This window comes from Brevibacterium sp. 2SA (assembly GCF_005502845.1).
Taxonomy (GTDB): domain Bacteria; phylum Actinomycetota; class Actinomycetes; order Actinomycetales; family Brevibacteriaceae; genus Brevibacterium.
Window position 1 is genome coordinate 1 of sequence record NZ_SCMW01000036.1, and the last position, 24,442, is coordinate 24,442.

A 24,442-nucleotide genomic window follows, 5' to 3' on the forward strand; every position below is an offset into this window, starting at 1 on the left:
GGGGAGGCGGGCAGGGTCGACGGAGGGCTCAGGAGTCGTCATGGACTCATGATGGCACACGCTCACCACGGCTTGTCGGGCGTCGTCCGTCCTCCGCTGCCGAACGGTCCCTGCTGCTGCTGTTCGCGGTTCGAATCCTCGCCGCGCTGCCGCAGCTCGTCGCGCTTCTGCTCCTCCTCGGTCTGCTGGCCCGAGTCGCTGTTCTCCGACTGATCCTCGCTGCCCTGGTCGTTCTGACCCTGATCGCCCTGGTCGGTCTGGCCGCCGGAGCTGTCACCCTCGTTCTGCTGGTCATCGCCCTGCGAGTCCTGCGAATCGTCGCTGCTCGATCCCTGGTCCTGGGACTGGCCGCCGTCCTTCTTGTCCTGGACGCGTTCGGTGGCCTCGTCGCTCTTCTGCTGGGATTCGCTGTTGTCGGGACGGCATTCGGCCGGGGCGTCGGCGAGGGTCTGCAGCGCCTGGTCGTAGAGCTCCCCGGACTTCTTCTCATCCTGATCGACGATCTGATCGGCGAGCTTCTCGTAGACGTAGGAGAGGTTGATGCGCACCGCGCACTCGTCGCGCGGCGGTGTGAGGTCGAGCGCGGTCTCGAGGTCCTCCTGCGCCGGTTCGAAGCTGCCGACCGCGGCCTTCGCGGTGCCGCGGTTGAAGTACCCGATGTGCCGCTCGAGCGGACTGAGGGCGAGGAACGTCGTCGCGGCCCGCTCCGCCCCGGGGAAGTCGTTCGAGTCGTATCGGACCTGGGAGGAAGCGCCGAAGTAGACGATGGTCGCGATATAGGCGAAGACGAGGGTGAGCACGGTGCCGATGATGAGGTTGACCTTCGTCACCAGGCGCCGCCGCGTCCACAGACCCGTGATCCTGTTCACGACCGTCCTCCGTTCACCGGCTCAGGCTGCGTGCGGGCAGGTGTACCCCCGGGGCCCGCGCCCCCGGGACCAGGACCACCCCAGCCGGCAGCGCCGGTGCCCGGACCACCCGGGAACGGCGGTGCTGCATTCGCCCGGCGACCGCCTCGGCGCGGGGGCATGACCGAGCGCACGCGGATGAGCTCACGGACGCCGAAGACCATCTCGACGGCGATCCACGCGAAGACGAGGATGAGCGGCACCCAGAAGTACTCGTCGACGGTGAGGCGGCCGTCCTTCTGCACGAGCCGCTGATCGTAGGTCGGAGCGGTGTAGACCGAGGCCAGCGGTGTCGAGGCGTCGCGCAGGTGGTAGGGCAGGCCGAGGTCGGAGGCGATCTGCTGGAGGTTGCCCTCGTCGATCCGTGAGATCCCCGGATTGCCCTGGGCGTCGCGGATGTACTCCTCGGTGCCGCCCTGACCCGTGCCGTCCTGGCCGCTGCCGGGGCCGTAGCCGAAGGGCTGGGACTCCTTCATCCGTCCGCCCTGGCTCGTGCCGTAGCCGAACACGGCGCCGCTGTCGATGCGGGAGGCGAACGACGACCACGAATCGGGGCTGCCCTGCGCGGTCTGCTCGCCGTCGCCGAAGTAGAAGACGAGGGTCTGGTTGTCGGGACGGTCCTCGGCGTTCGCGCTCATCCGCTCCTCGAGCTCATCGCCGGCCTCGGTGATCGACGACCCGTTCGAGTTCTGCGACATCTCGGGGGAGAGGACGTCGACGGCGGAGGCGAATGCGGCATGGTCGGTGGTCAGCGGCATCGCCGTCGAGGCAGTCGAGGCGAAGGTGATGATGCTCAGGCGCGCACCCGGCAGCTGCTTGGCGAGTTCGAGCATGTCGTCTTTGACGCCGTCGAGGCGGGTGCCGTCGCCGTCGTAGTCCTCCGCGGCCATCGACGTCGTCGTGTCGACGAGGAAGTAGGCGTCGGCGGCGGCCTCGTACTCCTCGGTCGTCGACTCGACGGGGAAGCCGGGCCGGGCGAGGGCGAGCCCGAGGAGGGCGACGACGCCGATGCGCGCGCACCACTTCCACCGCGGGCCGTCTCCGCGCACGAGCGGGATGATGCACAGGGCCAGGAGGATCGCGACGACGACGCCGACGCCGATCCATCCGAAGAGCGGGTCGAAGATCATGAGCGCACCCTCCAGGCGAGGACGAAGACGCCGATGAGCCCGAACACGGCGATCGCCAGCGGCACGGCGGGCATGTCGTGGACGATCGTGTACGAACGTCCCGGGGTGTTCTCCGCCTCCTGGCTCTGGATCTCCGAGACGATTCTGTCGATCGTCGTCGCCGAGCCCATCTCGAACTGCTCACCGCCGGTCCGGTCGGAGACCGAGCGCAGCTCCTGGGTCTGGGTCGTCGCGAGGATCGAGGGCGGGGAGAGGCTGTAGACGCGGACGCCGGCGTCGATCGCGATGTTCGTCGCCTCGTCGAGTTCGAAGAGGGGTTCGCCGGCGAGCATGTTGTCGGTGGCGAAGACGACCGAGCGGGACCGGTCCTCGTCCTTGCGGTCGAAGTTGTCGATGCAGGACACGAGTCCGTCGCCGATGAGCGAGGATCCGCCGATGTTCGGCGGCGAGGTCGACCACGAGTAGTCGGTGCCCTCCGACCCCCAGGTCCGGAAGCCCTGTTCGGCCTCTTCGAGGTAGTTCTGGACCATGTCGTAGTCGTCGGTGAGCGGGAACGCCGAGACCGCGGTCGCGTTGAACACCGTCATCCCGATGCGCTCACCGTCGAAGCGGTCGACGAGCTGCTGGTAGGCGGCGAGCAGATCCGCGTCGTAGCCGAGCATCGACCCGGACACATCGAGGCAGAGCATGACGTCGCGCAGCTTCTTCTCCGGGTTGACCGTCTCGACCCACGCCGGGCGCGCCACCCCGGCCAGCGCTCCGAGACCGGTGATGGCGATGACGCCGAGGAACGCGGCGGTGGTGAGGAACTTCCGTCGCATCGCCCGGCGGAAGCCGGGCAGCTGCGTCATCCGGCCGCTGTGGGCGACGGCGAGGGAGGACTCGGTGCGCCGGGGACGGCGGAAGACGAAGACGGCGATGCCGGCGAGGACGAGGAGGCCCAGCGCCAGCCACCAGAGCATCAGGACCATCGCGCCACCAGCTTCCTCGCCTCGGCGATCTGCGGACTGAGGTCCGTCGCATCGTCCTCGGCGAATTCGGCTTCGTAGAGGCCCCAGAGGGAGTCGGCGAGGTCGTCGAGCCCGGCAACCGCGGCGTCGCGGTAGGTCAGGTGCTCGGCCTTGACGCCCCACGCGTCGCGGGCGAACTCGCGGACGATCTTCGCCAGCTCCTTCGCGCCCTCCCGCACATCCGTCTGACCTGCGGCGAGGTCGGATTCGACGGCGGAGATCCGCGCCATGTACGTGCTGCGCACGGGGATGGGGATCCGCGACGGCTTCTGGGCTCCGGCACCCGAGGCCGCGCGCAGCAGCGGGGCGGAGAAGTTGATGAGCGCCGCGAGCAGCACGACGGCGGCGGCGACGTACCACCACACCGAGATCTGCAGCGGACCGATGAGTTCAGCGGGACCCACGACGATGCCTCCAGAGCAGTGCGTGCAGATTTCCGAGGGCCTGCTCGGGGTCGGCGACCTCGGTGTGGGAGATGCCGAGCTTCGTGAGCAGGTCGAGACGCTGGCGTCGGCGGGCCGCCTCGGCGGCGACGAACTCACCGCGCACCTTCGGATCGGACATCACCGAGATCGGCAGCCCCACCTCGGCGCGGGCGACGTCATAGGGCGCCGAGGCGGTCGCGAGCTCCGCGAGATCGGCGTCGGTGATCGTGATCCACAGCATCTCGTGCTGGGCGCGCAGGCGCTTGATCGTCGCCTCCTCCTCAGGTCCGAGCGGGGCCTGGTCGGAGATGACGACGACGAGCATGCGATGGGTGATGTGGTCGGCGATCCACTTCAGCTGGGTGTTGATCGACCCGTCGACCGCGGTGCCGGACTCGGCGAGGATCTGCTGGAGGAGGTTCTCGAGGTGGGCCTCGCTGCCCTTGCGGGGGGAGGCGATGGTCTGCTCGGCGTTGCCGTGGATGAGCATGACGTCGTCGCCGTGGCGCACCGCGAGGTAGCCGGTCATCCCCGCCATGAGGATCGCGAGGTGCCGTTTGTCCGCGCCCGCCGAGGTGATCGCGTCGAAGCCGCGCGAGGAGTCGACGACGAGCGCGAGGATATGGCGGCGGTGGGCGACGTAGCGCTTGACGAGCGGATCGGCGTGGCGGGCGGTGGCCTTCCAGTCGATGTCGCGGATCTCATCGCCGGGAATGTAGTCGCGCAGGTCGTCGAAGTCGAGGCTGTGGCCGTGGAAGACCGACGAGTAGTCGCCGTCGAGGAGTCTGCGCGTGCGCCGGTGGGCGTGGATGGTCATCCGCGCCTTGATCCGATTGAGCAGAGCCGTCATGTCATCACCGGGTCACGGGGTCGGCACGGCCATGAGGAGGGCATCGACGACCTGGGCGCTCGTGATGTTCTCCGCCGCGGCCTCGAAGTTGAGCTGGATGCGGTGGGCGAGGACGCGGTGGGCGAGGTCCTTGATGTCCTCGGGGATGACGTAGTTGCGGCCCCGGATCATCGCGAGCGCCCGGCCGGCGTTGGTGAACGCGATCGAGGCGCGCGGGCTCGCACCGTACTCGATGTAGGGGGCGAGGCGCCCGAGGTACTTCTGCGTGTTCCGCGTCGCATGGACGAGTTCGACGAGGTAGCGGGTGATCGACGGGTCGATGTAGATCGTGCGGGCGTAGCGCTGCATCGTCATGACGTCGTCGAGCGTGCAGCTCGCCGCCGGCACCGAGTCCTTGTCGAAGACGCCGGAGTCGAGCCGGGAGAGGATCTCGACCTCCTCATTGGGGCTGGGATGGGTGAGGAGGTCCTTGATCATGAATCGGTCGAGCTGCGCTTCGGGCAGCTGGTACGTCCCCTCCTGCTCGATGGGGTTCTGCGTGGCCATGACGAGGAAGGGCCGCGGCAGGTCGAAGCGCTGCCCGCCGATCGTCGTCTGCCGCTCCTGCATCGCCTCGAGCATCGCCGACTGCGTCTTCGCCGAGGACCGGTTGATCTCATCGAGGAGGACGATGTTGGCGTGGACCGGTCCGAGCACCGTGTTGAACGAGCCTTCGCGGGCGTTGTAGATCTGCGAGCCGATGATGTCGGCCGGCAGCAGGTCGGGGGTGCACTGGATGCGGGAGAACTTCCCGTCCACGGCGTTGGCCAGAGCCGCGGCCGCGGTCGTCTTCGCGAGTCCGGGGACGCTTTCGAGGAGGAGGTGTCCGCCGGAGAGGAGGCCGATGAGGAGGGATTCGCGCAGTCGCTGCTGGCCGACGACGAAGTGGTCGAGATAGGACTCGAGTCCGCTGAGGAGGGATTTGGCGTGCGCGATCTCCTGCGTGTTGGCCGTTGCCGTTGCCGTCATGCGTCTCAGGGCCCTCTCGGTGTCGTTCGTGGTGCGGCGGCCGGTGCTGTGATGGCCGTCTCCACAAGGATATGGGCCGACCCTGACATGTGACTGGGTGAATCCGTGTCAGTACCGACACATAGTGTGGAGAGGTGAGAACAGAGGAATCGCCGAGGCGGTCGCCCGGTTGGCAGAGATCGTCGCCTCGGTGGTCCGCTACCACGGAAAGGGGTGGTCAGCGGGGTGGAGCCGATCACGTCGAGGTCGAGTCCGACACGCCGAACGACATGCCCACAAGAAGGAATTTTTCCTGTGGACGACGGTGGATAACCTCGGGCCGGCGCGGCCGGGATCTCGGTGGAATCCGCGGTGTCGCCCGTGTCCGCGCAGGTGACCGAACTACACAGGTGTCGTTCACACCCTGTGGACGACTGTGGAGGGCTGAGAACACACCTTGTGGATGGTGTAAATGACACTGGTGTAACACTGGATATAGGGGTAGGGTTTTACCCGAACACAACATCTAGTGGTCACAGCCGGTCCCCTTCACCGTGATCCCTCCCACGTCGGGAGGCCGCGGAAACGGCGTGGCCGACCGTGGAAATCCCAAGCCGCAGCGCAGAATCGAGGAGTCATCATGATCACCGTGTACACCAAGCCCGCTTGTGTCCAGTGCAACGCCACCTACCGCGCGCTCGATGCCAAGGGCCTGAAGTACACCTCGGTCGATCTCAGCGTCGATGAGAACGCCCTCGACGTCGTCAAGGCCATGGGCTACATGCAGGCTCCGGTCGTCGTCACCGACAACGACCACTGGTCGGGATTCCGTCCGGACAAGATCGCCGCCCTGGCCGGCCAGCAGACGACGGCGACCGTCGTGGCCTGAGATGCTCCTGGTCTACTACTCCAGCAGCTCCGAGTACACCCACCGCTTCGTCGGAAAACTCGATCATCCCGCCCGCCGTCTGCCCCTGCTGACGAAGGACGAGACGCTGCTGGTCGATGAGCCGTTCGTGCTCGTCACCCCCACCTACGGGGCCGGTCCCAACCGCGGGGCCGTCCCCAAGCAGGTGGTCAAGTTCCTCAATATCGAATCGAATCGCCGGCACCTCGTCGGCGTGATCGGCGCCGGAAACACGAACTTCGGCGCAGAATACTGCCGCGCGGCGCACAAGATCGCCGTGAAGTGCCAAGTGCCCGTGCTCTATCGGGTCGAACTCCTCGGAACCCCCGAGGACGTCGCTGCTGTGAATCAAGGATTGGACAAACTGTGCGTGAGCTCGCTGAAGACCGCAATGTAGAGGACATCATCCGCGAAGAGACGGATCTCGACTACCATGCGCTCAACGCCATGCTGAACCTCTATGACGTGGATGGGCGGATCCAGTTCGAGCGCGACAAGCAGGCCGCTCGCCAGTACTTCCTCCAGCATGTCAACAACAACACCGTCTTCTTCCACGACCTCAAGGAGAAGCTCGACTACCTCGTCGAGAAGGACTACTACGAGCCCGAGGTCCTCGAGCAGTACTCGTTCGAGTTCATCGAGGCGCTGTCGAAGCGCGCGTACGCGCAGAAGTTCCGCTTCCAGACGTTCCTCGGCGCGTTCAAGTTCTACACCTCGTACACGCTCAAGACCTTCGACGGCAAGCGCTACCTCGAGCGCTTCGAGGACCGCGTCGTCATGGTCGCGCTCTTCCTCGCCCGCGGGAATGAGACGCTCGCCGAACAGCTCGTCGACGAGATCATCACCGGCCGCTTCCAGCCGGCGACCCCGACGTTCCTCAACGCCGGAAAGAAGCAGCGCGGCGAACTCGTCTCGTGCTTCCTCCTGCGCATCGAGGACAACATGGAGTCGATCGGCCGCTCGATCAACTCCGCCCTGCAGCTGTCCAAGCGCGGCGGCGGTGTGGCCTTCAGCCTGACGAACATCCGCGAGTCCGGCGCGCCGATCAAGAAGATCGAGAACCAGTCCTCGGGCGTCATCCCCGTGATGAAGCTCCTCGAGGACTCCTTCTCCTACGCCAACCAGCTCGGTGCGCGTCAGGGCGCCGGTGCCGTCTACATCCACGCGCACCACCCCGACATCTACAGCTTCCTCGACACGAAGCGGGAGAACGCAGACGAGAAGATCCGCATCAAGACCCTCTCGCTTGGCGTCGTCATTCCCGACATCACCTTCGAACTCGCGAAGCGCAACGAGGACATGTACCTCTTCAGCCCCTACGACGTCGAACGCGTCTACGGGGTGCCGTTCTCCGACATCGACGTCACCGACAAGTACGAGGAAATGGTCGACAACGCGTCGATCCGGAAGAAGAAGATCAACGCGCGTGAGTTCTTCCAGACGCTCGCGGAGATCCAGTTCGAGTCCGGCTACCCGTACATCATGTTCGAGGACACGGTGAACCGGGCGAACCCGATCGACGGCAAGATCATCATGTCCAACCTCTGCTCGGAGATCCTCCAGGTCTCCGAACCGAGCCAGTACGACGAGGACCTCGGTTACGACGTCGTCGGCAAGGACATCTCGTGCAACCTCGGCTCACTCAACATCGCCCTGACGATGGACTCCGAGGACTTCGGCCGGACCGTCGAGACCGCGATCCGCGGCCTCACCGCTGTCGCCGAGACCTCCGACATCCAGTCGGTGCCCTCGATCGCCCGCGGCAACGACATGTCGCACGCGATCGGGCTGGGGCAGATGAACCTCCACGGCTACCTCGCCCGTGAGCACGTCTACTACGGCTCCGACGAGGGACTCGACTTCACGAACATGTACTTCTACACCGTCGCCTACCACTGCGTGCGGGCGTCGATGGAGATCGCGAAGGAGCGCGGACGCACGTTCGCCGGCTTCGAGCGCTCGAAGTACGCGACGGGCGAGTACTTCGACAAGTACACCGAGGAGGCCTGGCAGCCGCGCACCGCGCGGGTCGCGGAGCTCTTCGCCGAGGCAGGCGTCCACATCCCCACGCAGGACGACTGGCGTGAGCTCAAGGCCGCGGTCGCCGAGCACGGCATCTACAACCAGAACCTCCAGGCCGTGCCCCCGACGGGATCGATCTCCTACATCAACAACTCGACCTCGTCGATCCACCCGGTGGCCTCGAAGATCGAGATCCGCAAGGAGGGCAAGATCGGGCGCGTCTACTACCCGGCGCCCTTCATGGACAACGACAACCTCGAGTACTACCAGGACGCGTACGAGATCGGCTACGAGAAGATCATCGACACGTATGCCGAGGCGACGAAGCACGTCGATCAGGGCCTGTCGCTGACGCTGTTCTTCATGGACACGGCGACGACGCGCGACATCAATAAGGCGCAGATCTACGCGTGGCGCAAGGGCATCAAGACGATCTACTACATCCGCCTCCGCCAGCTCGCGCTGCAGGGCACCGAGGTCGACGGCTGCGTCTCCTGCATGCTGTGACCGTGTGACATCCGCTGGGGTGCCGCGGGTCGGCCGACGCCGACTCCGCGGCACCTCGCACCAACTTTCGAAGACAGAGAGAAGATCGCGTTGGAAAACCTGACCCTGGCCTCGCATGTCGATGCCATCAACTGGAACCGCGTCGTCGACCCGGTCGATGACGATGTCTGGGATCGCCTCACCGGCAATTTCTGGCTGCCCGAGAAGGTGCCGCTGAGCAATGACGTCCCTTCGTGGGCGACGCTGACCGAGGAGGAGAAGACGCTGACGATGCGCGTCTTCACCGGTCTCACCCTGCTCGACACTATCCAGGGCACCGTCGGTGCGATCTCGCTCATCCCTGATGCGGTCACCCCGCACGAGGAAGCGGTGCTGACGAACATCGCGTTCATGGAGAGCGTGCATGCGAAGTCGTACTCGTCGATCTTCTCGACCCTGACCTCGACGAAGCAGATCGACGAGGCGTTCCGCTGGTCGCGGGAGAACACGTACCTGCAGCAGAAGGCCGACATCATCCTCAGCTACTACCGCGGGGATGATCCGCTCAAGCGGAAGGTCGCCTCGACGCTGCTCGAGTCGTTCCTCTTCTACTCCGGCTTCTACCTGCCGATGTACTGGTCCTCGCACGCGAAGCTGACGAACACCGCAGATCTCATCCGCCTCATCATCCGCGACGAGGCCGTGCACGGCTACTACATCGGCTACAAGTACCAGAAGGGTCTCGAGCAGGAGTCCGCTGAGCGCCGTCAGGAGCTCAAGGACTACACGATGAACCTCCTCTTCGAGCTCTACGAGAACGAGGTCTCCTACACTCACGAGCTCTACGACTCGGTGGGGCTGGCCGAGGACTGCAAGAAGTTCCTCCACTACAACGCCAACAAGGCGCTGATGAACCTCGGCTACGAGGCGATGTTCCCCAAGGAGGTCACGGACGTCAATCCGGCGATCCTCGCGGCGCTCTCGCCCAACAGCGACGAGAACCACGACTTCTTCTCCGGCTCGGGTTCGTCCTACGTCATCGGCAAGGCCGAGAACACCCAGGACGAGGACTGGGACTTCTGAGACCCAGCGCTTGTTTGGGGCCCGGATAGGCTGACGAGAGGCCCGGACCTGCAGGAATCTGTGAGGTCCGGGCCTTTTCCGTGCCTTTGCTCGACGAACAGAAATGGTCAGGGACGGGCGGCGGTATCCGTTCGGTATGGCACGGGGGCACTAACGCACCATCAGCAGACTCATTTGGCGTCGGGGTTCTCGACTACGACCGTGGATGAGGAGTTGCGCGCCTGCGACTGGGAGACTTTCGAGCAGCCGACCGCGACGTTCCCGTGCCACTAGGGTGACGGTCACGAGTGTGCGGGACGCCGAGGCGAATACCCATAATCCGCCGTCAAACATCGGCCGGGCCGATATCGAGACTTGCTCGACGGCCACGAGTGAATGTGTCCCTGTGGTTTGAGTACTCCGCTCGAACCGCCGGGGCACCCATCGCTACCGACTATCGTTCGCCCGGAGATTCTGCCTGATGATCATGGTCGTAATGCCGGCGGCAACCAAGACCGGCACAATCGATCAGACCGGGCCGGCGATCGTATACTGGGTCGAGGAGACGCATCACCGGAAACGTCGGCAGCGGGGTTTGGGTAATTTGACCCGGTTGAGTACGAACTTGTTCACCGCAAGCCGGTCGCCCTGGCGGAACAAGCCCGGAGCCAACCAAATCATCAGCAGTCCCAGAATCTCCTACTTTCAGTCTGTGCTGGTGACGGCCTGCTTTGCATCTAAAATACCCATCCGATGCATCATTTCGTCTTCGACCTTTCCCGGAACGACCACAGAGTCTTTCAGATCAGTCTTCGAACGCAACAGGGCATCTAGGTTGACGTCGAACGAATTGAGAGTTGGATGATTCGCCAGAGGCAGGTAGACATGCACGGGTTTCGTCTGCCCGATCCGGTAGATACGGTCTGTTGCCTGAGCTTCTTTGGCCGGATTCCAATGCCGCTCCAGATGAATGGCGTGGTTCGCACCGACAACGGTCAGCCCGACACCGACTGCCAAAGGCGACATGATGATGAGGTTGAATCCCGGCTTAGATTCGAAGTCGTTGATGATGCTTTTGCGAGTTCCTCTCGTCTTCGAAGAGCTGCTCTCGACTGCTTTTGTTTCACCGTTGACAATTTTGGGGGTGAATCCGTATCGCTCGTGGAGCCAAACTGCCAGGCGCGCCTGGACGGTTTTGCTGATGACGAAGATGATTGCCTTCTCATCGGCATCTCGAATGTCATCGATGACCTGAACCATCCCGTTGACACGTGCGGACAGTTCCGGGTCCCAGGCCGCGCCCGATTCGGAGAGCGTCGCCGGGTGCAGACTCACGTTCTTCAGACGTTGAATAGTTTCGAGCGCACTGCCCTTCCGAGGACGATGCATCTGAAGGACGCGATCGTATGCCGCTCTCTGGGCTGAAGGCATCTCGTTCGACAGTCGATCATCGTATTCGTACCCCTGTCCCAGAGCTGAGGCTGAGGAGCTGCTGCCAAGTCCGGTGTAGATGGTCTTCGACGGGAGCGCGTCGATACTGTCTTCCTTAGTTCGCCGCAGCATGAAACGGCCGATCAATTTGCGAAGTTCCCTGCCGCGCGTGGCTTGGTCCTCAGCAGTTTCGTTCTCGGCACTCGTGATCCACCGTTCCCGGAAGGTCCTCCAGTCACCCAACAGACCCGGCTGAGCAGTATCAAGAAGGTTCCAGATGTCACGAAGCGAGTTCTCAACAGGCGTACCAGTGCAGAGCAGCTTGAAGTCAGCTTTCAGACCCTTGGCAGCTCGAGACGCGAGTGTTTCTGGGTTCTTGATCTGCTGAGCTTCGTCGAAGATGACAGCACCCCAATCCACCTGACCCAATGACAGCTGGTAGCGCCCGAGGTTCTGATAGGTGGTCAGCACCAATCTGCCAGGCATGTCGAGGCGGCGCTCCTTCTGAGTCTCACCTACTCGAAGCGAGAGTCGAAGCGCTGACTCGTCCACCATTCCATGGTCATCGAGCAGAGTCGTTGATGCTCGGGACTCGGTCCCACGGCCCTGAATCCGGAACCTGTCCTGATCCCTAGAGGACTGCAGCACGACTACGTCGTCGAAGGGGTGCTCCTCGAAAGCGTTTCGGAGTTCGTCTTCCCAGTTTTCGATGAGTGAGAGCGGAAGGACCGCAAGAATCGGCTTTGCCTGGCCGGATCTGTGTTGCTGCTCGGACATGAAGTCTCGTAGCGCGACCAGCGTCATGAAAGTCTTTCCCAGCCCCATGTCATCTGCGAGAAGACCGCCTTCGACTCGTGTCTGAGTATCTTGAGCGGCCAGGGATGCCGCCATCATTCCCGCAGCCCAGGCGATCCCGTCTCTTTGGTGGGGGAACGGCGTGAACCTGAGCCTCGAGAGGTCGGGCGCATAATTCTTCGCCGCGTTCTCAGCCATTACTCGCAGCTCTTCGGAACGATCGCGGCTGTCGGAGATGTACATGCCGACTTGCACGGTATCGTTCGTGGCTTCAGGGAGATCGGTTTCGTCAGTCCGTGCAGCAACCTTCCTCGCTGCCTTATTGATTGCTTCGTCCGTCGTCTCCGGGTCGGAGATGTCCACGATCTTCTCTTCATGGGTGATCGTCGACTGCTCGAGTTGCCGTGCTGATTGGATTTTCTCTTTAACATCCTCGAGTTCTTCATCGGAACGGATGAGCCCCTCGAGGGCTTCGGGAGCAAGGATCTCCGAGGCCGCCGTCAACCAATCGATTCCCGATTTCTCGGCTTCGGCAAAGGTGAGTGGCACGATTGCGCCGATGCCTTCGACGCGGATCCCAAAGGTGATTTCGAGGTCGACGAGCGACGGGTCAAGAAATTCGCCGGGGGCAGCAAGAAACGCGTCGCGTTGCGTCGCCGAGATTCTGCGATTGCGGCTGATCTCTCGGACCCCAGCCTTCTGCTGTTCGTGAAGCAGGATCAAGCGGTCGTCGATCCGAAGGACATCACTTCTCTCGAGCTGCTGTTCGTAATCCAATACATCGATGTCTTCGGTGCCCTCGCCGAGGTTGGGGCTGAGCTCAAGAGAGCCGTCAGAGTGCTGTGTGACGGTCACTTCGACCTTGTTCGGCGCCGTCGTGGCAAACTTCTCGAGGTGACCCAGGTCGATGTCCAAGGGGCGGCCTTGGTAGTCGTTCAACGACTGATGTCTCGCTTCGTGAAGCCGAGCAACTAAGGATACATTTGCGGCCTCGGTGCGTTCAGCTGGCGGTAAACATGCGTGGTGCTCGATCGCTTCAAGGACGTCGAGTTCCGTGAGCGTGAGAACATGTTCGCCTGTCCCAATGGTGATGACCGCGCCGTGCCGTTCGACAGGTACTCGAATGCCTTCGACCTCGAAATACGGTGTGACACGAAAATGGCTGCTTGTGGTGTTGCTTGTGACCTCCGTGCGCAAGGTACCAGGGACATGGCCAGGAAGCCCGAGGAGAGCAGAGATCTCAGCATCGAGTCGAGAGACATTCCTCGACTCCATTCGAAATCCATTCGGGAGACGGATCGCATCCCCTTGCTCTTCCAACAGTCCGAGTACCGTGTACTGTTGCAAAGCACGGCCAGAACCGCCGCCCTCTGACAGTTCTGCCCACCCCTGAGCACCGATGCGGAAGTTCGCAGCAGTTGAGTCGAAATCGGGGACGAATTCGGGCAACGGTTGCTCGTCCGCCGCCGGAGCGGCTCGTTCCCCGAGAATGCGCTTGAGAGTCTCACGGAGGTTCATCATTGTCCTCTCCGGTTGGGGCGTTGCCAATTCTTCGGCCGCACGGGCAGCGGTCTCGTGGCAGAGACATGCTGATAGGTCTCGGCTGTCATCACGTCTTCAGGGGACACATATTGGCCCGCCTGCTCGATGAAGAGGAGCGCATCCGAGATCCACTTCTTGTGCACGTCGTGCGTGAGTGAGACGTAGTCTTCGCCGTAGAGGCGGTCCCGTTCGACGCCGTAGAGGAAGGAGTAGTTGTCGATTTGTGCCATTTCCCAGTCGGACATGATCTCAGGCGGATCACCGCGGAGCACTCGCACTTTGAAGTTGTGGGATCCCTCAACGATGTGGAAATCACCGCAGTTCATGAAGATCACTGCAGTGCTGCTGTAGTTGCCTCCGGTGATCGGCGTAATGCTCGTCCTCAGGTCTGTGCCCATGATCTGTCGAATCGCAGACCGTGCCGAGCGACCCGCGAACAGTCGAGTCTCCTTCACCATATTGAGTTCGAGAAGTCCCTTCAAGAACCGCTCACGATCGGAGAACATCCGGAGGAGATCCGAATGGTGATTCTTCCTGCCGTAGACCTCGACGGCCTCAAGGAACAGTCTGATGTCTTCCCCGGAGAGCCACGCGATGACTCGTCGCACGTTTTCGAGCGGAATACGTGCCCACCACTTGTTCCAATTGACAGTTCCGCGCGCGCGAGGATCATCCCCGATCTTGAGAATCGTGCTCTCCCAGTCGCGGCTCGGGTTGTCCGTACGGTGGTTGGTCATCGCTTCAAGGACGAGATGCCCGAAACGGCGTCCTCCGGATGCGGGTGCGTCAGCGATTTCGGACTGATACAGATCAGACAACCAGTCGTAAGACTGCTGAGGATCGGCCTGAGCAATGCGATCGAGGTAGAGCTGCTGCCGGGCCGTTTCGGCATAGCGCCCTGTGGCATAGTCCCCTAGCCCCGCATCCTTCATCACGGTGGGCAGGTCTCGATCCTCTTCGAGAGCGAGCCGTGCTATTGCGCTCGGAGCGTCCTTGCCGATGGTGACCTCGGGACGCGCACGGACAGCAAACAGGACGTCCCGGCTGTGCGTGGTCGACTGCTGTGAGACGGCTTGCTGCAGCCGTTCTGCCGTCATTGTGAACAGCCCAACGTCCCAGTCGTCTAGGCAATCAAAGTATGTGAAGTACACGTTTGCGAGAGCGAATGTGAAGAGCCTGGTGAAACTGCCGTTGTCGCAGACTGTCTGGAGAACTGGGGTCCTCATGGATGCTTCCGCAAGCTTTCTGTCGCCTGACCACAGCGTGACGATTGCACGGCAGATCTTGCGGTCAGCTAACTCGGGGTGCAGCTCGGGGCGCTCCGATCCGAGCACAGCTCGTGCCGTTTGATTTGATTTCGCGCTCAGGCCGGGATTGTCGATTCTTCTGCTCATTGCCTGAGCGTCCATAGTCAGCTTGTCCCAAGCCGTCTTGTCATCGTTGTTCCACCCAAGAAGGCTCGCGTGCGCTGGTGGGAGCGGAAAGTCCAGAGTCATCGTTCTGTGACTTCGCGCTCGATCTCTTTGAGCTGGTCGGAGTCTGCTCGCATGATCGTGAAACGGATGTCGATCCGGCGGTTGGCCGCGGCACCGGCGTCAGTCGACTGGTCGTCGTTCATCGGTCGAGTTTCGCCATAGCCCGACACCGAGAACAATGGGTTACCGTCAGGTCCCTGCATCTTTGCCAGCTGCTCATTGCTGGGCAGATCGTCCTCCCAGAGCTTCCAGAGCGAGATGGCCCGAAATGTCGAGAGCCCCCAGTTGCCTGTGCCCTCCAGACCTTCGTAGTTCGCGTTGTCAGTGTGACCTTCGACGAACACCGTGTCGAGGAATTTGGCGCCATTGTGTTGTTCGATGGCCGTAGCTATGACCTTGCCAATCGCCAGCGATTCGTCCTTGTACTGCTCCTTGATCTCGTAAGAGCCGCGGTCGAAACCCAGTGAGTCATTGGGGATGCTGATGACCGAACCGTTTTGAGCGACGACGACCTCGATGCCCTGTGATTCGAGCTGGTCGCGGATCTCGTCAAGCATGTCTTTGCGGATGGTCTCCGCCTTGCTCGAATTCTCGATCTGCTCGCTGAGGTCGTCGGTTTGAGCCTTGAAGTCCTTCTGCGCCTGCATCAGTTGAATCGCGAGGACTACAACAACCAGGATGAAGACGAATAGCACTCCAGTCATCACATCGGTGAATGAAGACCAGTAGTTGGTCTCTTGTGACCCATCAGCGGACGACCGCCTTCCGCGTGTAAGCGCCACTCTTGTTCACCCCCTCGAGTTCGTCGATGACGCCCGCAAGGGATCTGGCGATCTGGAGCATACTGGAGGCGTATTCGGTGCTCTGCTTGTTCCAGTCGTTGAGTCGTTCATCGGTCTGCGAACTCACCGCGTCCGAATATGCGGCAAGCCAATCGGCCATTTTCTTCGCAGACTGCTCGATGCTTTGGGTCAGGTTCGTCTTCGCTCCATCGAGTGAGTCGCCGAGGCCCAGGAGGAACTCTGTCTGGTGCTGACGCATCTCGTCGAAGGCTGTCTTTGCTTCATGGGCGGCCGCGGCGAGCTGTTCGCCCGCACTGTTCGAATGACTGGTGATCTGGCTGATGGCGCTTGAGTGTTGATCAAGAGCCCGCAAGGACTGTGATTGCTGCTGGCTGATCGCTTGGATGCTCGAGACTGCGTCTGAGAGGTTGCCAGCGACTGTCCTTGTCGTTGTCGAGAATCCGTCGGCGACTGACTTGAGATCAGCAGAACTTGCCGCCATACTCTTTGCGGAGGTCTCCATCAGTGCCTGGGTCCGGGATGTGAGCTCAGCGAGATGTGCGATGTTCGCCTCAAGTGACTGCTGACGATCGTCAGCCTTTTCGGCCAGCTCGCCGAACTGCCGTTGGAGCACATCGGTCTGTTCGCTGGCTTCGGCCCTCAATCGTGCCAAGGACTCAGCCGACGACGTCTGCAGCTGTGAAAGTGCTTCACTGTAGGTAACACGGTCGGCCTCAGCCTGCTCCCGCGCAGCTGTTGAGGCGAGAGCGTGGTGCTCGCGGTCTTGTTTCGCCTGTTCCTGCGCCGCCGCTAGCATTTGACTGATTCCTGAGCTGGTCGCCAGAGAGCTGTCGGCGGTCGTCTTCTCGATTCGTTCAAGCGTGCTTTCTACTTGACTGCTCAACGACGTGACTGATTCAACGAGATCCCGAGATGCGGACTTCATCGCAGTCGCCTGTGACTGGCCCATGCCCTCGAATGCCTCGCTGAAACGACCTACGAGGCTGTCGAACACCTCACCCGACTGCCGAGACGTCGCTTCGGAGAGATTCTCCATCGCCGGCGCAAGAGCCAGGTTGATGGCGCCGATGATGGCATTTTGCATGTCGCTGCTCAGACCCTGTACGGACTTCTGGAACTCAACACCGATCTTCTCGTGGAGCTCATTGAGGGACTGAGCGATCTCTCGCGTGTTCTGGTCGACTCTCTGAATGCCAAACTCAGCTGAGTAGCGCTCGAAGTAGCTGTCGATCTCTGACACCAGTCCGTTGATCGCCAGCGCAGTGCGAGTTTGAATTTTGGAGAGGATGCCTGTGGCGATCAAGCTCATCAGGACACCGACGCCAGATGCAGAGAACGACAGGCCAGCTGTTGTCAGGAGCGTCATGACGCTCTCTTGCAATGCGTCTATGTCTGTGTCGCCGGTCAGATCGAGACCCATGAGTCCAAAGGTCAGCTTGAAGAACGTTCCACCCACGCCGATGGCGATGAGCGTTCCCGGCAGTGCCTGGATCCATCGATTTTCGAACAGCGGGGATGCCAGGGAGTGAGAATTGAAGAAGAACGCGGCGTCTATTGTCGACCGAGTCCTTCCCGCTTGCAGGTCATCGACGAGAGTTTCATCGAACTCGACCCAGACATCACGGACCGCAGCTGAGGCTTCTGCGGCTTCTTGTCGCGCTTGGAGGCGTGAGTTCTTTGCTGCATCCAACAGAGTGTGGACTTCGGAGATCCGTGATTTCGCGGCTCTGTTCTCGCGAACCGCAGCGATAAGGAACTGAATGAAGAAGACAACGATGCCGGCCAGGGCGATTCCGAACACAGTCCACGTGAGGACTGACCAAATGTTCACAGACTTCAAGCCTTTCACAGTGAAGGAAAAATGCCCCTCACGTGTTTCTGGGCCGGGTGGGCTTGCTCACTCCCGGGGGCTGAGGACAGTATACGATCGGGCCACTGACATAACCTACATACCCCAGCTGAAGTCATCTATCTGTAACAAGCTTGCAACCTGAGGTCTGACTTCCACAACTGATCGGGGTTACTGTGGTTTCTGTCGCATTGGTGCTGGTGGCAGGGTTGCAGAGTTCGCTTGTGGGACACTGACGGGCTGTCTACGATGTGATGATGTCGCCTCGCCCGCGGAAAGTTACCACCGGCTCGGGACTGCTGAAGGTTTGGGAAAGTGGTGTGTAGACCTCACTAACTCGACGACGACGTCGAAATGCCGCGGGAATCCGGGGAGCCTAAAGCATGCTGGGATTCTTGAATCACGACGTCATCGATTAGGTGCTTAGTCGCAGCGTCCAGCCCTTCCCAACGGTCTGACCCGGCGTGGCGCTCGTACAAAGCTCTGTTGTCAAGAAGGCAGAGCCTTCAGACACCGCGGCGGCCGGGCGCCGCGTCGACGGTGTGCCGACGTTGCCGCGCGGAATCCGAGACGATACCCTCAGAGGGTATTCAGGCAATCGTCGGGAGGAGGGCGCGATGCAGGATCGTCGTCGCGTCCGACCTCAGCTCGCCGGAGCGATCCTCAACCTCGTCGCTGCGGTTGCCGCTGTCATCGGCATCGTCGTGCTCCCCATCAGCATGGGGATGAGCATGGAACCCGGCGCCTCGATGGGCATGACGCATGCGGTCTCGTCGGGCAAAGGTGAGGGTGCTGAGTCACCGGCGGCGATGGGCCACAGCGCGGACTCGATGGCGATGGACGCCATGTCTGCCCACCGTGCACCGCCCACGGGCGAGGCCCCCGACAGTGACCCCGGCGCGGCGGCCGATGACGACGCCGACTCCGGGCAGTGCACCGGTTCCGGATGCGGGGACAGTGTGATGGTCTGCGCACTCGCGACGATGTGCATCGTCGGCGTCGTCCTGCTCATCATCGCCCTGCGGATGCTGCGTCGCACAGCGATTCTGCTTCCCCGCGCCGGCCTGTGGCACCGCGCCACCCCCTTCGTGCCGAACCCGTCACCCGGGCACGCCCGCGCGCCGAGTATCACCGACCTCTGCATCAGTCGCACGTAGGCCGGCGTCCCCGCATCGAGGCTTCTCGATGCATCAGCCGACCGATGAACTCGGCCCATTCGCGCCAGTCCCCGACCAACCGAAACCGTGACCGCACGCGACTGCGACCACGGCCGACCAGAGCGCGCGCAACCAGCGCCCCGCTGGGCACCACGGACCTGAGCGCCCCCAGACGCGCTGTCCGGGAACGACGGCATGCGCGGAATGGGCCTGCGAACGAAAGCAGAGCACACACCGTGAACCACCCATCAGAGAACACTGCCGAACGCCGCTTCGACGGACTGCCGACCAGTCCATCGCTCACGGAAGCGACCCCGACAACCCCCGACCACATCCACCCCGCACGCCCGTCACGCCGCCCCGGCCGCCGCAGCTTCCTCGTCGGATCGCTGAGCGTGCTCGCCCTGGCCGCGTGCACCCCGCGGGGAGAAGGAGCCTTCCTCATGCCCGACTCCCAACGCGTCGCCGACGTCGAGGACGACCGTGAGACGACGGGAAGGACAGTGGAGGTCGCCCTCACGGCGGCCGCCTCGGCGCTCACGCTCGGCACCACCACTGCGCAGACATGGAGTTATGGGGAGATCCCCGCCCCGATCATCCGGATGAGCCGGGGCGATCGGCTCAAAGCCACGCTCACCAACGACCTCACCGAGGACACGACGATCCACTGGCACGGTCTCGCGCTGCGCAACGACATGGACGGCGTGCCGATGCTCACCCAGGACCCCGTCGCCCCCGGTCAGTCCTTCACCTACGACTTCATCACCCCCGACCCGGGCACGTACTGGTTCCACCCGCACGTCGGCACGCAGATCGACCGCGGACTCTACGGCGCGCTCATCGTCGACGACCCCGACGAGCAGCTCGAGTACGACGACGAGTGGGTGATCATTCTCGACGACTGGCTCGACGGAGTGACCGCAACGCCCGCCGAGGTGCTCACGGAGCTCCAGCAGGGCATGGGCAGTTCGAGCTCTGGTTCGGGCGACATGGGCGACATGGACCACGGGAACATGGGCGGCTCAGGCTCAGGCTCAGGTGACATGGGCGACATGAGCGGCATGGGCGGGATGGACCACAGCGGCATGGGCGGGCCGATGCGGATGGGCAACATGCTCATGGGCGCCGCCTCGGACGTCCTCGGCGGCGACGCCGGCGACGTCTACTACCCCACGTACCTCATCAACGGTCGCCCCGCCGACGACCCCGCGACCTTCGAGGCGAAGCCGGGCGCGAAGGTGCGGCTGCGGATCATCAACGCCGGCGGCGACACCGCGTTCCGCATCGCCCTGACCGGGCACTCGCTCACGGTCACCCACACCGACGGCTTCCCCGTCGACGGGAAAGCCGCCGAGACGCAGTCGCTCCTCCTCGGCATGGGGGAGCGCTATGACGCACTTGTGACGCTCGGCGACGGCGTGTTCGGCCTCGTCGCCGAGGCGGAGGGCAAACAGGAACGCGTCCACGCCGTCGTCCGCACGGGATCCGGCAAAGCGCCCTCGACCGACGGGGACGTCCCGGAACTCGCGGCCGCACCTCTGTCCGCCGAGGCGCTGCAGGCCCGCAGCGATGTCGCTCTGCCGACCAAGTCCGCCGACCGGGAGCTCACCCTGCGGCTGACCGGGTCGATGTCCGCCTACGACTGGGCGTTCGACGAGACGCCGTACGACCACAATAAGCCGATGGACACTGCCCAGGCGATCGCCGAGGGGGAGCGGGTGCGACTCTCCTTCGTCAACGAGACGGACATGTGGCATCCCCTCCACCTCCACGGGCACACGTTCCAGCTCACCGGCGGGGGACCGCGCAAGGACACGGCGATCGTCCTGCCGGGAAAGACGCTGACCGTGGAGTTCGATGCGAACAATCCGGGCCGGTGGCTCACGCACTGCCACAACATCTACCACGGTGAGGCCGGGATGATGAGCGTCATCGCCTACGAGGAGTGAGTACTGAGTGTGGGCGGTCGTCCTTGACATGCGCACCCACACGATTACCATCACGAGTACCCGCCGTCGCTGCGTTTTGCGGCGGCGCGGCCGTGGCCCCGCACCGAGGAGGAGATCGTGAGTACGGATCCGTCGCTGAGCGAAGTGCCCGAAGCCGATCGGGAGGAGCAGTCCGAGGACATCGAATCCACCGAGGTCCTCACCGGTGAGGATGCCGAACCGACCGGGTCGGCGCCTGCTGTCGTCGAGGCCGATAGCGCGGATGTGGCCGAGCAGGCGATCGACGTCGGCTTCGACGACGAGGATCACCCGCAGTCCTGAGCCACTGACCGCAGGCAGGTGACGCGCGTCTGCCTGCGGTCACCCGCCTCGGTGAGCTTCGCTGCGGACCTCGCGCGCGGTGGCGACATCGTCGACGATGACGGCGATGTGGCGCACGCTCGTGATGAGTGCGCCGTAGAGCGGCCACGCAGTCTTCGGCAGATCGTCGCCGTCGGCGATCCCGACCGACAGCGCGTCGAGGCGATCATAGATCGATTCCACGCCGATGTCCGGGTCGGCGATCGCGGTGCCGGCCGCGCGGACGATGTCCGCCCATTCGGTGCGGAACCGATCATCCCATCTGCTGTCGTCGTAGGTGGCCGCCTCCAAGGTGCGGGTGAGGTGGCGCAGGTGGGAGACGCCTTCGTCGAGGCGCCGGAGGATGTTCTCAGGGCTGAGCTCCTCCTCGACGGCGTCTGTGCCGCGGCTGCGCAGCAGCGCCCGACGAAGGGATCGCAGGCGGGGGCGCGGGTTGGCCAGGCGGCTCTCGTTGGCCAGGTTGACCGTCTGCCACGCGGCGTCGAGATCTCTGCTCATCGCTTCGGTCTCGGCGAACCAGACGTGGGCGCGGTCGGTGTCCCACGAGGTCGCGAACTCGTCGCTCATGTTCGTCAGCACCTCGCCGATCCGCCGATTGACGCTGTTGATGTGCCGCGCTGCCTGCTCATCGCGCAGCGGCGGGGCGATGAGGAGATTGACGACCACGCCCACGCCGACCCCGAGCGCGAGCTCGAGGAGGCGTTCGTCGAGGAACGGCTGCTGACTGCCGAACCCGCTGCCGAGGACGAAGATCGCCGTCGTCGCAATCGCGATGCCCTCCTCGCGGATCCACGGGACGCGGGCGAGGACGACTCCGGCGAGCAGAGCGAGGGCGAAGGTCCACAGGCTCACGCCGAGGAAATGGCCGATGACGAAGGACAGGGCGACACCGGCGACGGAGGCGGCCATGGTCTGCGCCCCGCGCACCAATGTCCGGTGGATCGTGGCGTGGACGGTGAGCAGAGCCGCCCACGGGGCGAGGAACGGCATCTGGGAGTCGAGCACCCACACCGACAGCCACCAGCCCAGGGTCGCAGCGATCACCGTCTTGGCGATCTGCAGCATGTCGGTGACGACCTCGGGACGACGGAAGAACTCGATGATGCTGCTGGGATGTGAGGTCATCGGGGAGGGTTGCCTCGCTTTCACGCAGTGTTCAGGGTCGGCGCGCTGGCCGGCGTCGCTGGTCAGCGCCGCGGTCTGCGGCGCAGGCCGGGGCCGATTGTGGGCTGCGGTCCACCTCGGTGGGCGTGTGACACCGTGCGAAAGCCGACCGTGAGGATGCGACGAAAACAAGGTAACTTACTGATATTCGGAAACGCAAGCAGACAGAAGCGCCCGGCTTGCGCTCCTCACGAGGAGGAGTGCAAGCCGGGCGCTCGGGTGAAGCCCGTCGGATCAGTGCTGCGTCATACCCGGCAGCACAGACCTTGTCGCGGGGCTCACCGGGGACAGCTCTCAGGCGGCCAGCGGCGTAGTCTCACGCAGCGACGACCCCGTGAAGAGCACGGTGCGACCGGTCGAGTCACTGATCGTGACCTCCCCGTCCGCGGTGCTGATCTGCGGGTCGATGAGGCCGGCGTGCTCGACGGCACGCTGCACCCACTGTGGGAACTCAGTCATGGGTTCCATTCCTTTCTCTCGTCGGCGAACAGGCATGCGTCGACGCATGCCGTTTAGCCAGGTGGTCTGTGGCGGCGACGGGGGAGTCGCCTGACCTCACAGGACGTCGACGACGAAGTGGCCTGTGGGAGGTCGCCGTGATCTGGGTCAGTCCCTCACGGTGGGGGAGATGCGCTGCGACAAGGTCGGCTGGAGCGGAACCCAGCGGCCTGCCGTCGCTGCCCGATCGGTCGATGCACTCCGATGAACTGGGCCGATGGCGTCAGCGCAAGGAAACAGCATAACGCGGTGCGGGCGGCGAAGTCAAAACGTCGACGGTGCCGGGCTGCAGCGGCGCCGTCGCGGGCACCCGGGGAGGCCGCGCGACGTCCGAGCCGCGGCTCCCGTCACTGCGTGCGGTGGCGTTTGCGCAGCCGGAACCAGAGCAGACCCGCGAGCAGGAGGATGATGACGCCCCCGCCGAGGAGGCCGAGCGGCAGCAGATCGACGCCCCCGGTCGACGAGGCCGAGGGATCGCTCGCCGTGCCGGTGTCGTCCGCCTGGTCGTCGGAGCTGTTGCCGGCGTCGCTGCCGCTGCCCGAGGCGGTGGCCGTCGGCGTCGGGGCGGCGGCGGCGCCGACGGGAACCGTCGCCACGGTCTCCGGGGTCGTCTGCGCGAAGTCCCATTCGAGGAGGTCGACGGCGGCCTGACGCGAATTGTTCTCCGCTCCGAGGAGTGCTGAGACGACGCGTTTGCCGTCGCGTTCGGCCACGGCGATGTAGGAGCCCTTCGCCGTCTTCGTGTACCCGTTCTTCAGCCCGAGCCCGCCCTCGACGTTGCCGACGATCTGCGTGTGGTTCTGGATCTCGTAGCCTTTGAACTTCTCCTTCGTCTCAGGGTTCGTCCCGCCCGGGAACGTGTACGTCGTCGTCCCGATGATCTCCATGAGGGTCGGGTTCTCCGTCACCGCGTACGCGAGCTTCGCCATGTCGGCGACGGTCGTGTACTGATTCGGGTCATCGAGGCCGGACGTGTTCATCGCGTTCGTGTTCGTCATGCCGAGCGACTTCGCCTTCTCATTCATCAGGGCGACGGCCTTCTCCTGACCCCCGGCGGCGCGGCCGAGGGCGTTCGCGGCATCGTTGGCACTCGACATGAGCATCGCGTGGAAGAGCGTGTCGACGGTGTACTCGTTCTTCTGCATGAGGCCGACCTTCGTCCCGTCGATCTCCATGTCCTCGAACTCCGCTTCGACCTTCTGCTCGGGGTCGTCGAGGACGTCGATGAGCGCGAGCGCGGTGAGCAGCTTGATCGTCGAGGCCGGCGCGTGCTTGACATCGATGTTCTCCGCGACCTGGAGCTCACCGGTGTCGAGGTCGCCGACGAGCCACGACGTGCCGATCGGCTGGGGCGGCGGCGTTCCGTCACCGAGGTTGTTCGGGCTCACGTAGATCTTCTCACCCGGCTCGGGTGCGGCCTGGACCGCGCCGGGGGAGAGGGCGAGCGAGGCGACGACGAGGAGGAGCGCGAGTGCGGCTGCGGCCGCGGTGCGCAGGTGAGCACGCGCTGAAGAAGGAGTCGAGGACGGAGAACGCATGCGCACCAGTGTACGGATCCCGGGTATCGCGGATCCTCAGACTTCGTGGCCGGGAGGAGAACTCCGGGGACGACGAAGGCGGCCGCACACGATG

General features: G+C 63.6%; 20 protein-coding genes. 7 read left to right on the plus strand and 13 right to left on the minus strand.

Features of this window, described 5'->3' with window-relative positions; genetic code table 11:
• Window positions 1-62: 62 nt before the first annotated feature.
• From FFS20_RS12395 to FFS20_RS12420, 6 genes are read right to left on the minus strand one after another with little or no spacing between them, the layout of a single operon-like run.
• Window positions 63-869 carry a hypothetical protein gene (locus FFS20_RS12395; RefSeq protein ID WP_137826154.1) on the minus strand — a complete coding sequence of 269 codons (807 nt, stop codon included), beginning with the start codon at window positions 867-869 and terminating at the stop codon, window positions 63-65.
• Window positions 866-2,038, minus strand: coding sequence for a VWA domain-containing protein (locus FFS20_RS12400; RefSeq protein WP_137826155.1), 1,173 nt, complete (start codon window positions 2,036-2,038; stop codon window positions 866-868). The genes FFS20_RS12395 and FFS20_RS12400 overlap by 4 nt, the downstream gene beginning before the upstream one ends.
• Window positions 2,035-3,009 (minus strand): VWA domain-containing protein, encoded by a 975-nt coding sequence (locus FFS20_RS12405; protein ID WP_137826156.1) that lies wholly within the window; start codon window positions 3,007-3,009, stop codon window positions 2,035-2,037. Before FFS20_RS12405 ends, FFS20_RS12400 begins: the two co-directional genes overlap by 4 nt.
• The gene (locus tag FFS20_RS12410) at window positions 3,000-3,452 is read right to left on the minus strand and encodes a hypothetical protein (RefSeq protein ID WP_249356832.1); all 453 of its coding nucleotides are present in this window, start codon (window positions 3,450-3,452) and stop codon (window positions 3,000-3,002) included. Before FFS20_RS12410 ends, FFS20_RS12405 begins: the two co-directional genes overlap by 10 nt.
• Window positions 3,439-4,323 carry a DUF58 domain-containing protein gene (locus tag FFS20_RS12415; protein WP_137826157.1) on the minus strand — a complete coding sequence of 295 codons (885 nt, stop codon included), beginning with the start codon at window positions 4,321-4,323 and terminating at the stop codon, window positions 3,439-3,441. Before FFS20_RS12415 ends, FFS20_RS12410 begins: the two co-directional genes overlap by 14 nt.
• 12 nt (window positions 4,324-4,335) lie before the next feature.
• Complete coding sequence (locus FFS20_RS12420; protein WP_137826158.1) at window positions 4,336-5,331, minus strand: AAA family ATPase; 996 nt, start codon at window positions 5,329-5,331, stop codon at window positions 4,336-4,338.
• A gap of 616 nt (window positions 5,332-5,947) precedes the next feature.
• Here FFS20_RS12420 and nrdH point away from each other — a divergent pair.
• From nrdH to nrdF, 4 genes are all read left to right on the plus strand, one after another.
• Entirely contained in the window at window positions 5,948-6,199 is a 252-nt protein-coding gene (gene nrdH / locus FFS20_RS12425) for a glutaredoxin-like protein NrdH (RefSeq protein ID WP_137826181.1), read from the plus strand.
• A gap of 1 nt (window position 6,200) precedes the next feature.
• Window positions 6,201-6,614 carry a class Ib ribonucleoside-diphosphate reductase assembly flavoprotein NrdI gene (gene nrdI / locus FFS20_RS12430; protein WP_137826159.1) on the plus strand — a complete coding sequence of 138 codons (414 nt, stop codon included), beginning with the start codon at window positions 6,201-6,203 and terminating at the stop codon, window positions 6,612-6,614.
• A gap of 5 nt (window positions 6,615-6,619) precedes the next feature.
• Window positions 6,620-8,746, plus strand: coding sequence for a class 1b ribonucleoside-diphosphate reductase subunit alpha (gene nrdE / locus FFS20_RS12435; protein ID WP_283202133.1), 2,127 nt, complete (start codon window positions 6,620-6,622; stop codon window positions 8,744-8,746).
• Window positions 8,747-8,836: 90 nt separating this feature from the next.
• On the plus strand, window positions 8,837-9,808 hold the full coding sequence (nrdF, locus tag FFS20_RS12440; RefSeq protein ID WP_137826161.1) for a class 1b ribonucleoside-diphosphate reductase subunit beta: 972 nt from the start codon (window positions 8,837-8,839) through the stop codon (window positions 9,806-9,808).
• A 684-nt stretch (window positions 9,809-10,492) separates the two neighbouring features.
• Here nrdF and FFS20_RS12445 read toward each other — a convergent pair.
• The 4 genes from FFS20_RS12445 to zorA form a co-directional block, all read right to left on the minus strand.
• Window positions 10,493-13,531, minus strand: coding sequence for a DEAD/DEAH box helicase (locus FFS20_RS12445; protein WP_212743336.1), 3,039 nt, complete (start codon window positions 13,529-13,531; stop codon window positions 10,493-10,495).
• Window positions 13,531-14,949 (minus strand): EH signature domain-containing protein, encoded by a 1,419-nt coding sequence (locus FFS20_RS12450; protein ID WP_212743337.1) that lies wholly within the window; start codon window positions 14,947-14,949, stop codon window positions 13,531-13,533. The genes FFS20_RS12445 and FFS20_RS12450 overlap by 1 nt, the downstream gene beginning before the upstream one ends.
• A gap of 98 nt (window positions 14,950-15,047) precedes the next feature.
• Complete coding sequence (locus tag FFS20_RS12455; protein ID WP_137826164.1) at window positions 15,048-15,734, minus strand: OmpA family protein; 687 nt, start codon at window positions 15,732-15,734, stop codon at window positions 15,048-15,050.
• 43 nt (window positions 15,735-15,777) lie between these two features.
• Complete coding sequence (gene zorA, locus FFS20_RS12460) at window positions 15,778-17,634, minus strand: anti-phage ZorAB system protein ZorA (RefSeq protein ID WP_137826165.1); 1,857 nt, start codon at window positions 17,632-17,634, stop codon at window positions 15,778-15,780.
• A gap of 665 nt (window positions 17,635-18,299) precedes the next feature.
• Between zorA and FFS20_RS12465 the strand changes: the two genes are divergently transcribed.
• From FFS20_RS12465 to FFS20_RS12475, 3 genes are all read left to right on the plus strand, one after another.
• On the plus strand, window positions 18,300-18,839 hold the full coding sequence (locus FFS20_RS12465; protein WP_137826166.1) for a hypothetical protein: 540 nt from the start codon (window positions 18,300-18,302) through the stop codon (window positions 18,837-18,839).
• Window positions 18,840-19,075: 236 nt separating this feature from the next.
• Window positions 19,076-20,788: a multicopper oxidase family protein gene (locus tag FFS20_RS12470; protein ID WP_349290522.1), complete on the plus strand. Its 1,713-nt coding sequence runs from the start codon at window positions 19,076-19,078 to the stop codon at window positions 20,786-20,788.
• Between the two features lie 117 nt (window positions 20,789-20,905).
• The gene (locus FFS20_RS12475) at window positions 20,906-21,109 is read left to right on the plus strand and encodes a hypothetical protein (RefSeq protein WP_137826167.1); all 204 of its coding nucleotides are present in this window, start codon (window positions 20,906-20,908) and stop codon (window positions 21,107-21,109) included.
• 39 nt (window positions 21,110-21,148) lie between these two features.
• Here the strand turns inward: FFS20_RS12475 and FFS20_RS12480 are convergent, their stop codons facing one another.
• The 3 genes from FFS20_RS12480 to FFS20_RS12485 form a co-directional block, all read right to left on the minus strand.
• Window positions 21,149-22,273 (minus strand): aromatic acid exporter family protein, encoded by a 1,125-nt coding sequence (locus FFS20_RS12480; RefSeq protein ID WP_137826168.1) that lies wholly within the window; start codon window positions 22,271-22,273, stop codon window positions 21,149-21,151.
• A 333-nt stretch (window positions 22,274-22,606) separates the two neighbouring features.
• On the minus strand, window positions 22,607-22,771 hold the full coding sequence (locus tag FFS20_RS17965) for a hypothetical protein (protein ID WP_171007076.1): 165 nt from the start codon (window positions 22,769-22,771) through the stop codon (window positions 22,607-22,609).
• A gap of 386 nt (window positions 22,772-23,157) precedes the next feature.
• A complete protein-coding gene (locus tag FFS20_RS12485) occupies window positions 23,158-24,348 on the minus strand; it encodes a serine hydrolase (RefSeq protein WP_137826169.1) in 1,191 nt (396 codons plus the stop codon).
• Window positions 24,349-24,442: the final 94 nt, after the last annotated feature.

Coding starts and splice junctions, on each gene's coding strand:
- FFS20_RS12400 (WP_137826155.1), bottom strand. CDS start 2,038: ATGATCTTCGACCCGCTCTTCGGATGGATCGGCGTCGGCGTCGTCGTC.
- FFS20_RS12405 (WP_137826156.1), bottom strand. CDS start 3,009: ATGGTCCTGATGCTCTGGTGGCTGGCGCTGGGCCTCCTCGTCCTCGCC.
- FFS20_RS12415 (WP_137826157.1), bottom strand. CDS start 4,323: ATGACGGCTCTGCTCAATCGGATCAAGGCGCGGATGACCATCCACGCC.
- FFS20_RS12420 (WP_137826158.1), bottom strand. CDS start 5,331: ATGACGGCAACGGCAACGGCCAACACGCAGGAGATCGCGCACGCCAAA.
- nrdI (WP_137826159.1), top strand. CDS start 6,201: ATGCTCCTGGTCTACTACTCCAGCAGCTCCGAGTACACCCACCGCTTC.
- FFS20_RS12445 (WP_212743336.1), bottom strand. CDS start 13,531: ATGAACCTCCGTGAGACTCTCAAGCGCATTCTCGGGGAACGAGCCGCT.
- FFS20_RS12450 (WP_212743337.1), bottom strand. CDS start 14,949: ATGAGCAGAAGAATCGACAATCCCGGCCTGAGCGCGAAATCAAATCAA.
- FFS20_RS12455 (WP_137826164.1), bottom strand. CDS start 15,734: ATGACTGGAGTGCTATTCGTCTTCATCCTGGTTGTTGTAGTCCTCGCG.
- FFS20_RS12465 (WP_137826166.1), top strand. CDS start 18,300: ATGCAGGATCGTCGTCGCGTCCGACCTCAGCTCGCCGGAGCGATCCTC.
- FFS20_RS12480 (WP_137826168.1), bottom strand. CDS start 22,273: ATGACCTCACATCCCAGCAGCATCATCGAGTTCTTCCGTCGTCCCGAG.
- FFS20_RS17965 (WP_171007076.1), bottom strand. CDS start 22,771: ATGACTGAGTTCCCACAGTGGGTGCAGCGTGCCGTCGAGCACGCCGGC.
- FFS20_RS12485 (WP_137826169.1), bottom strand. CDS start 24,348: ATGCGTTCTCCGTCCTCGACTCCTTCTTCAGCGCGTGCTCACCTGCGC.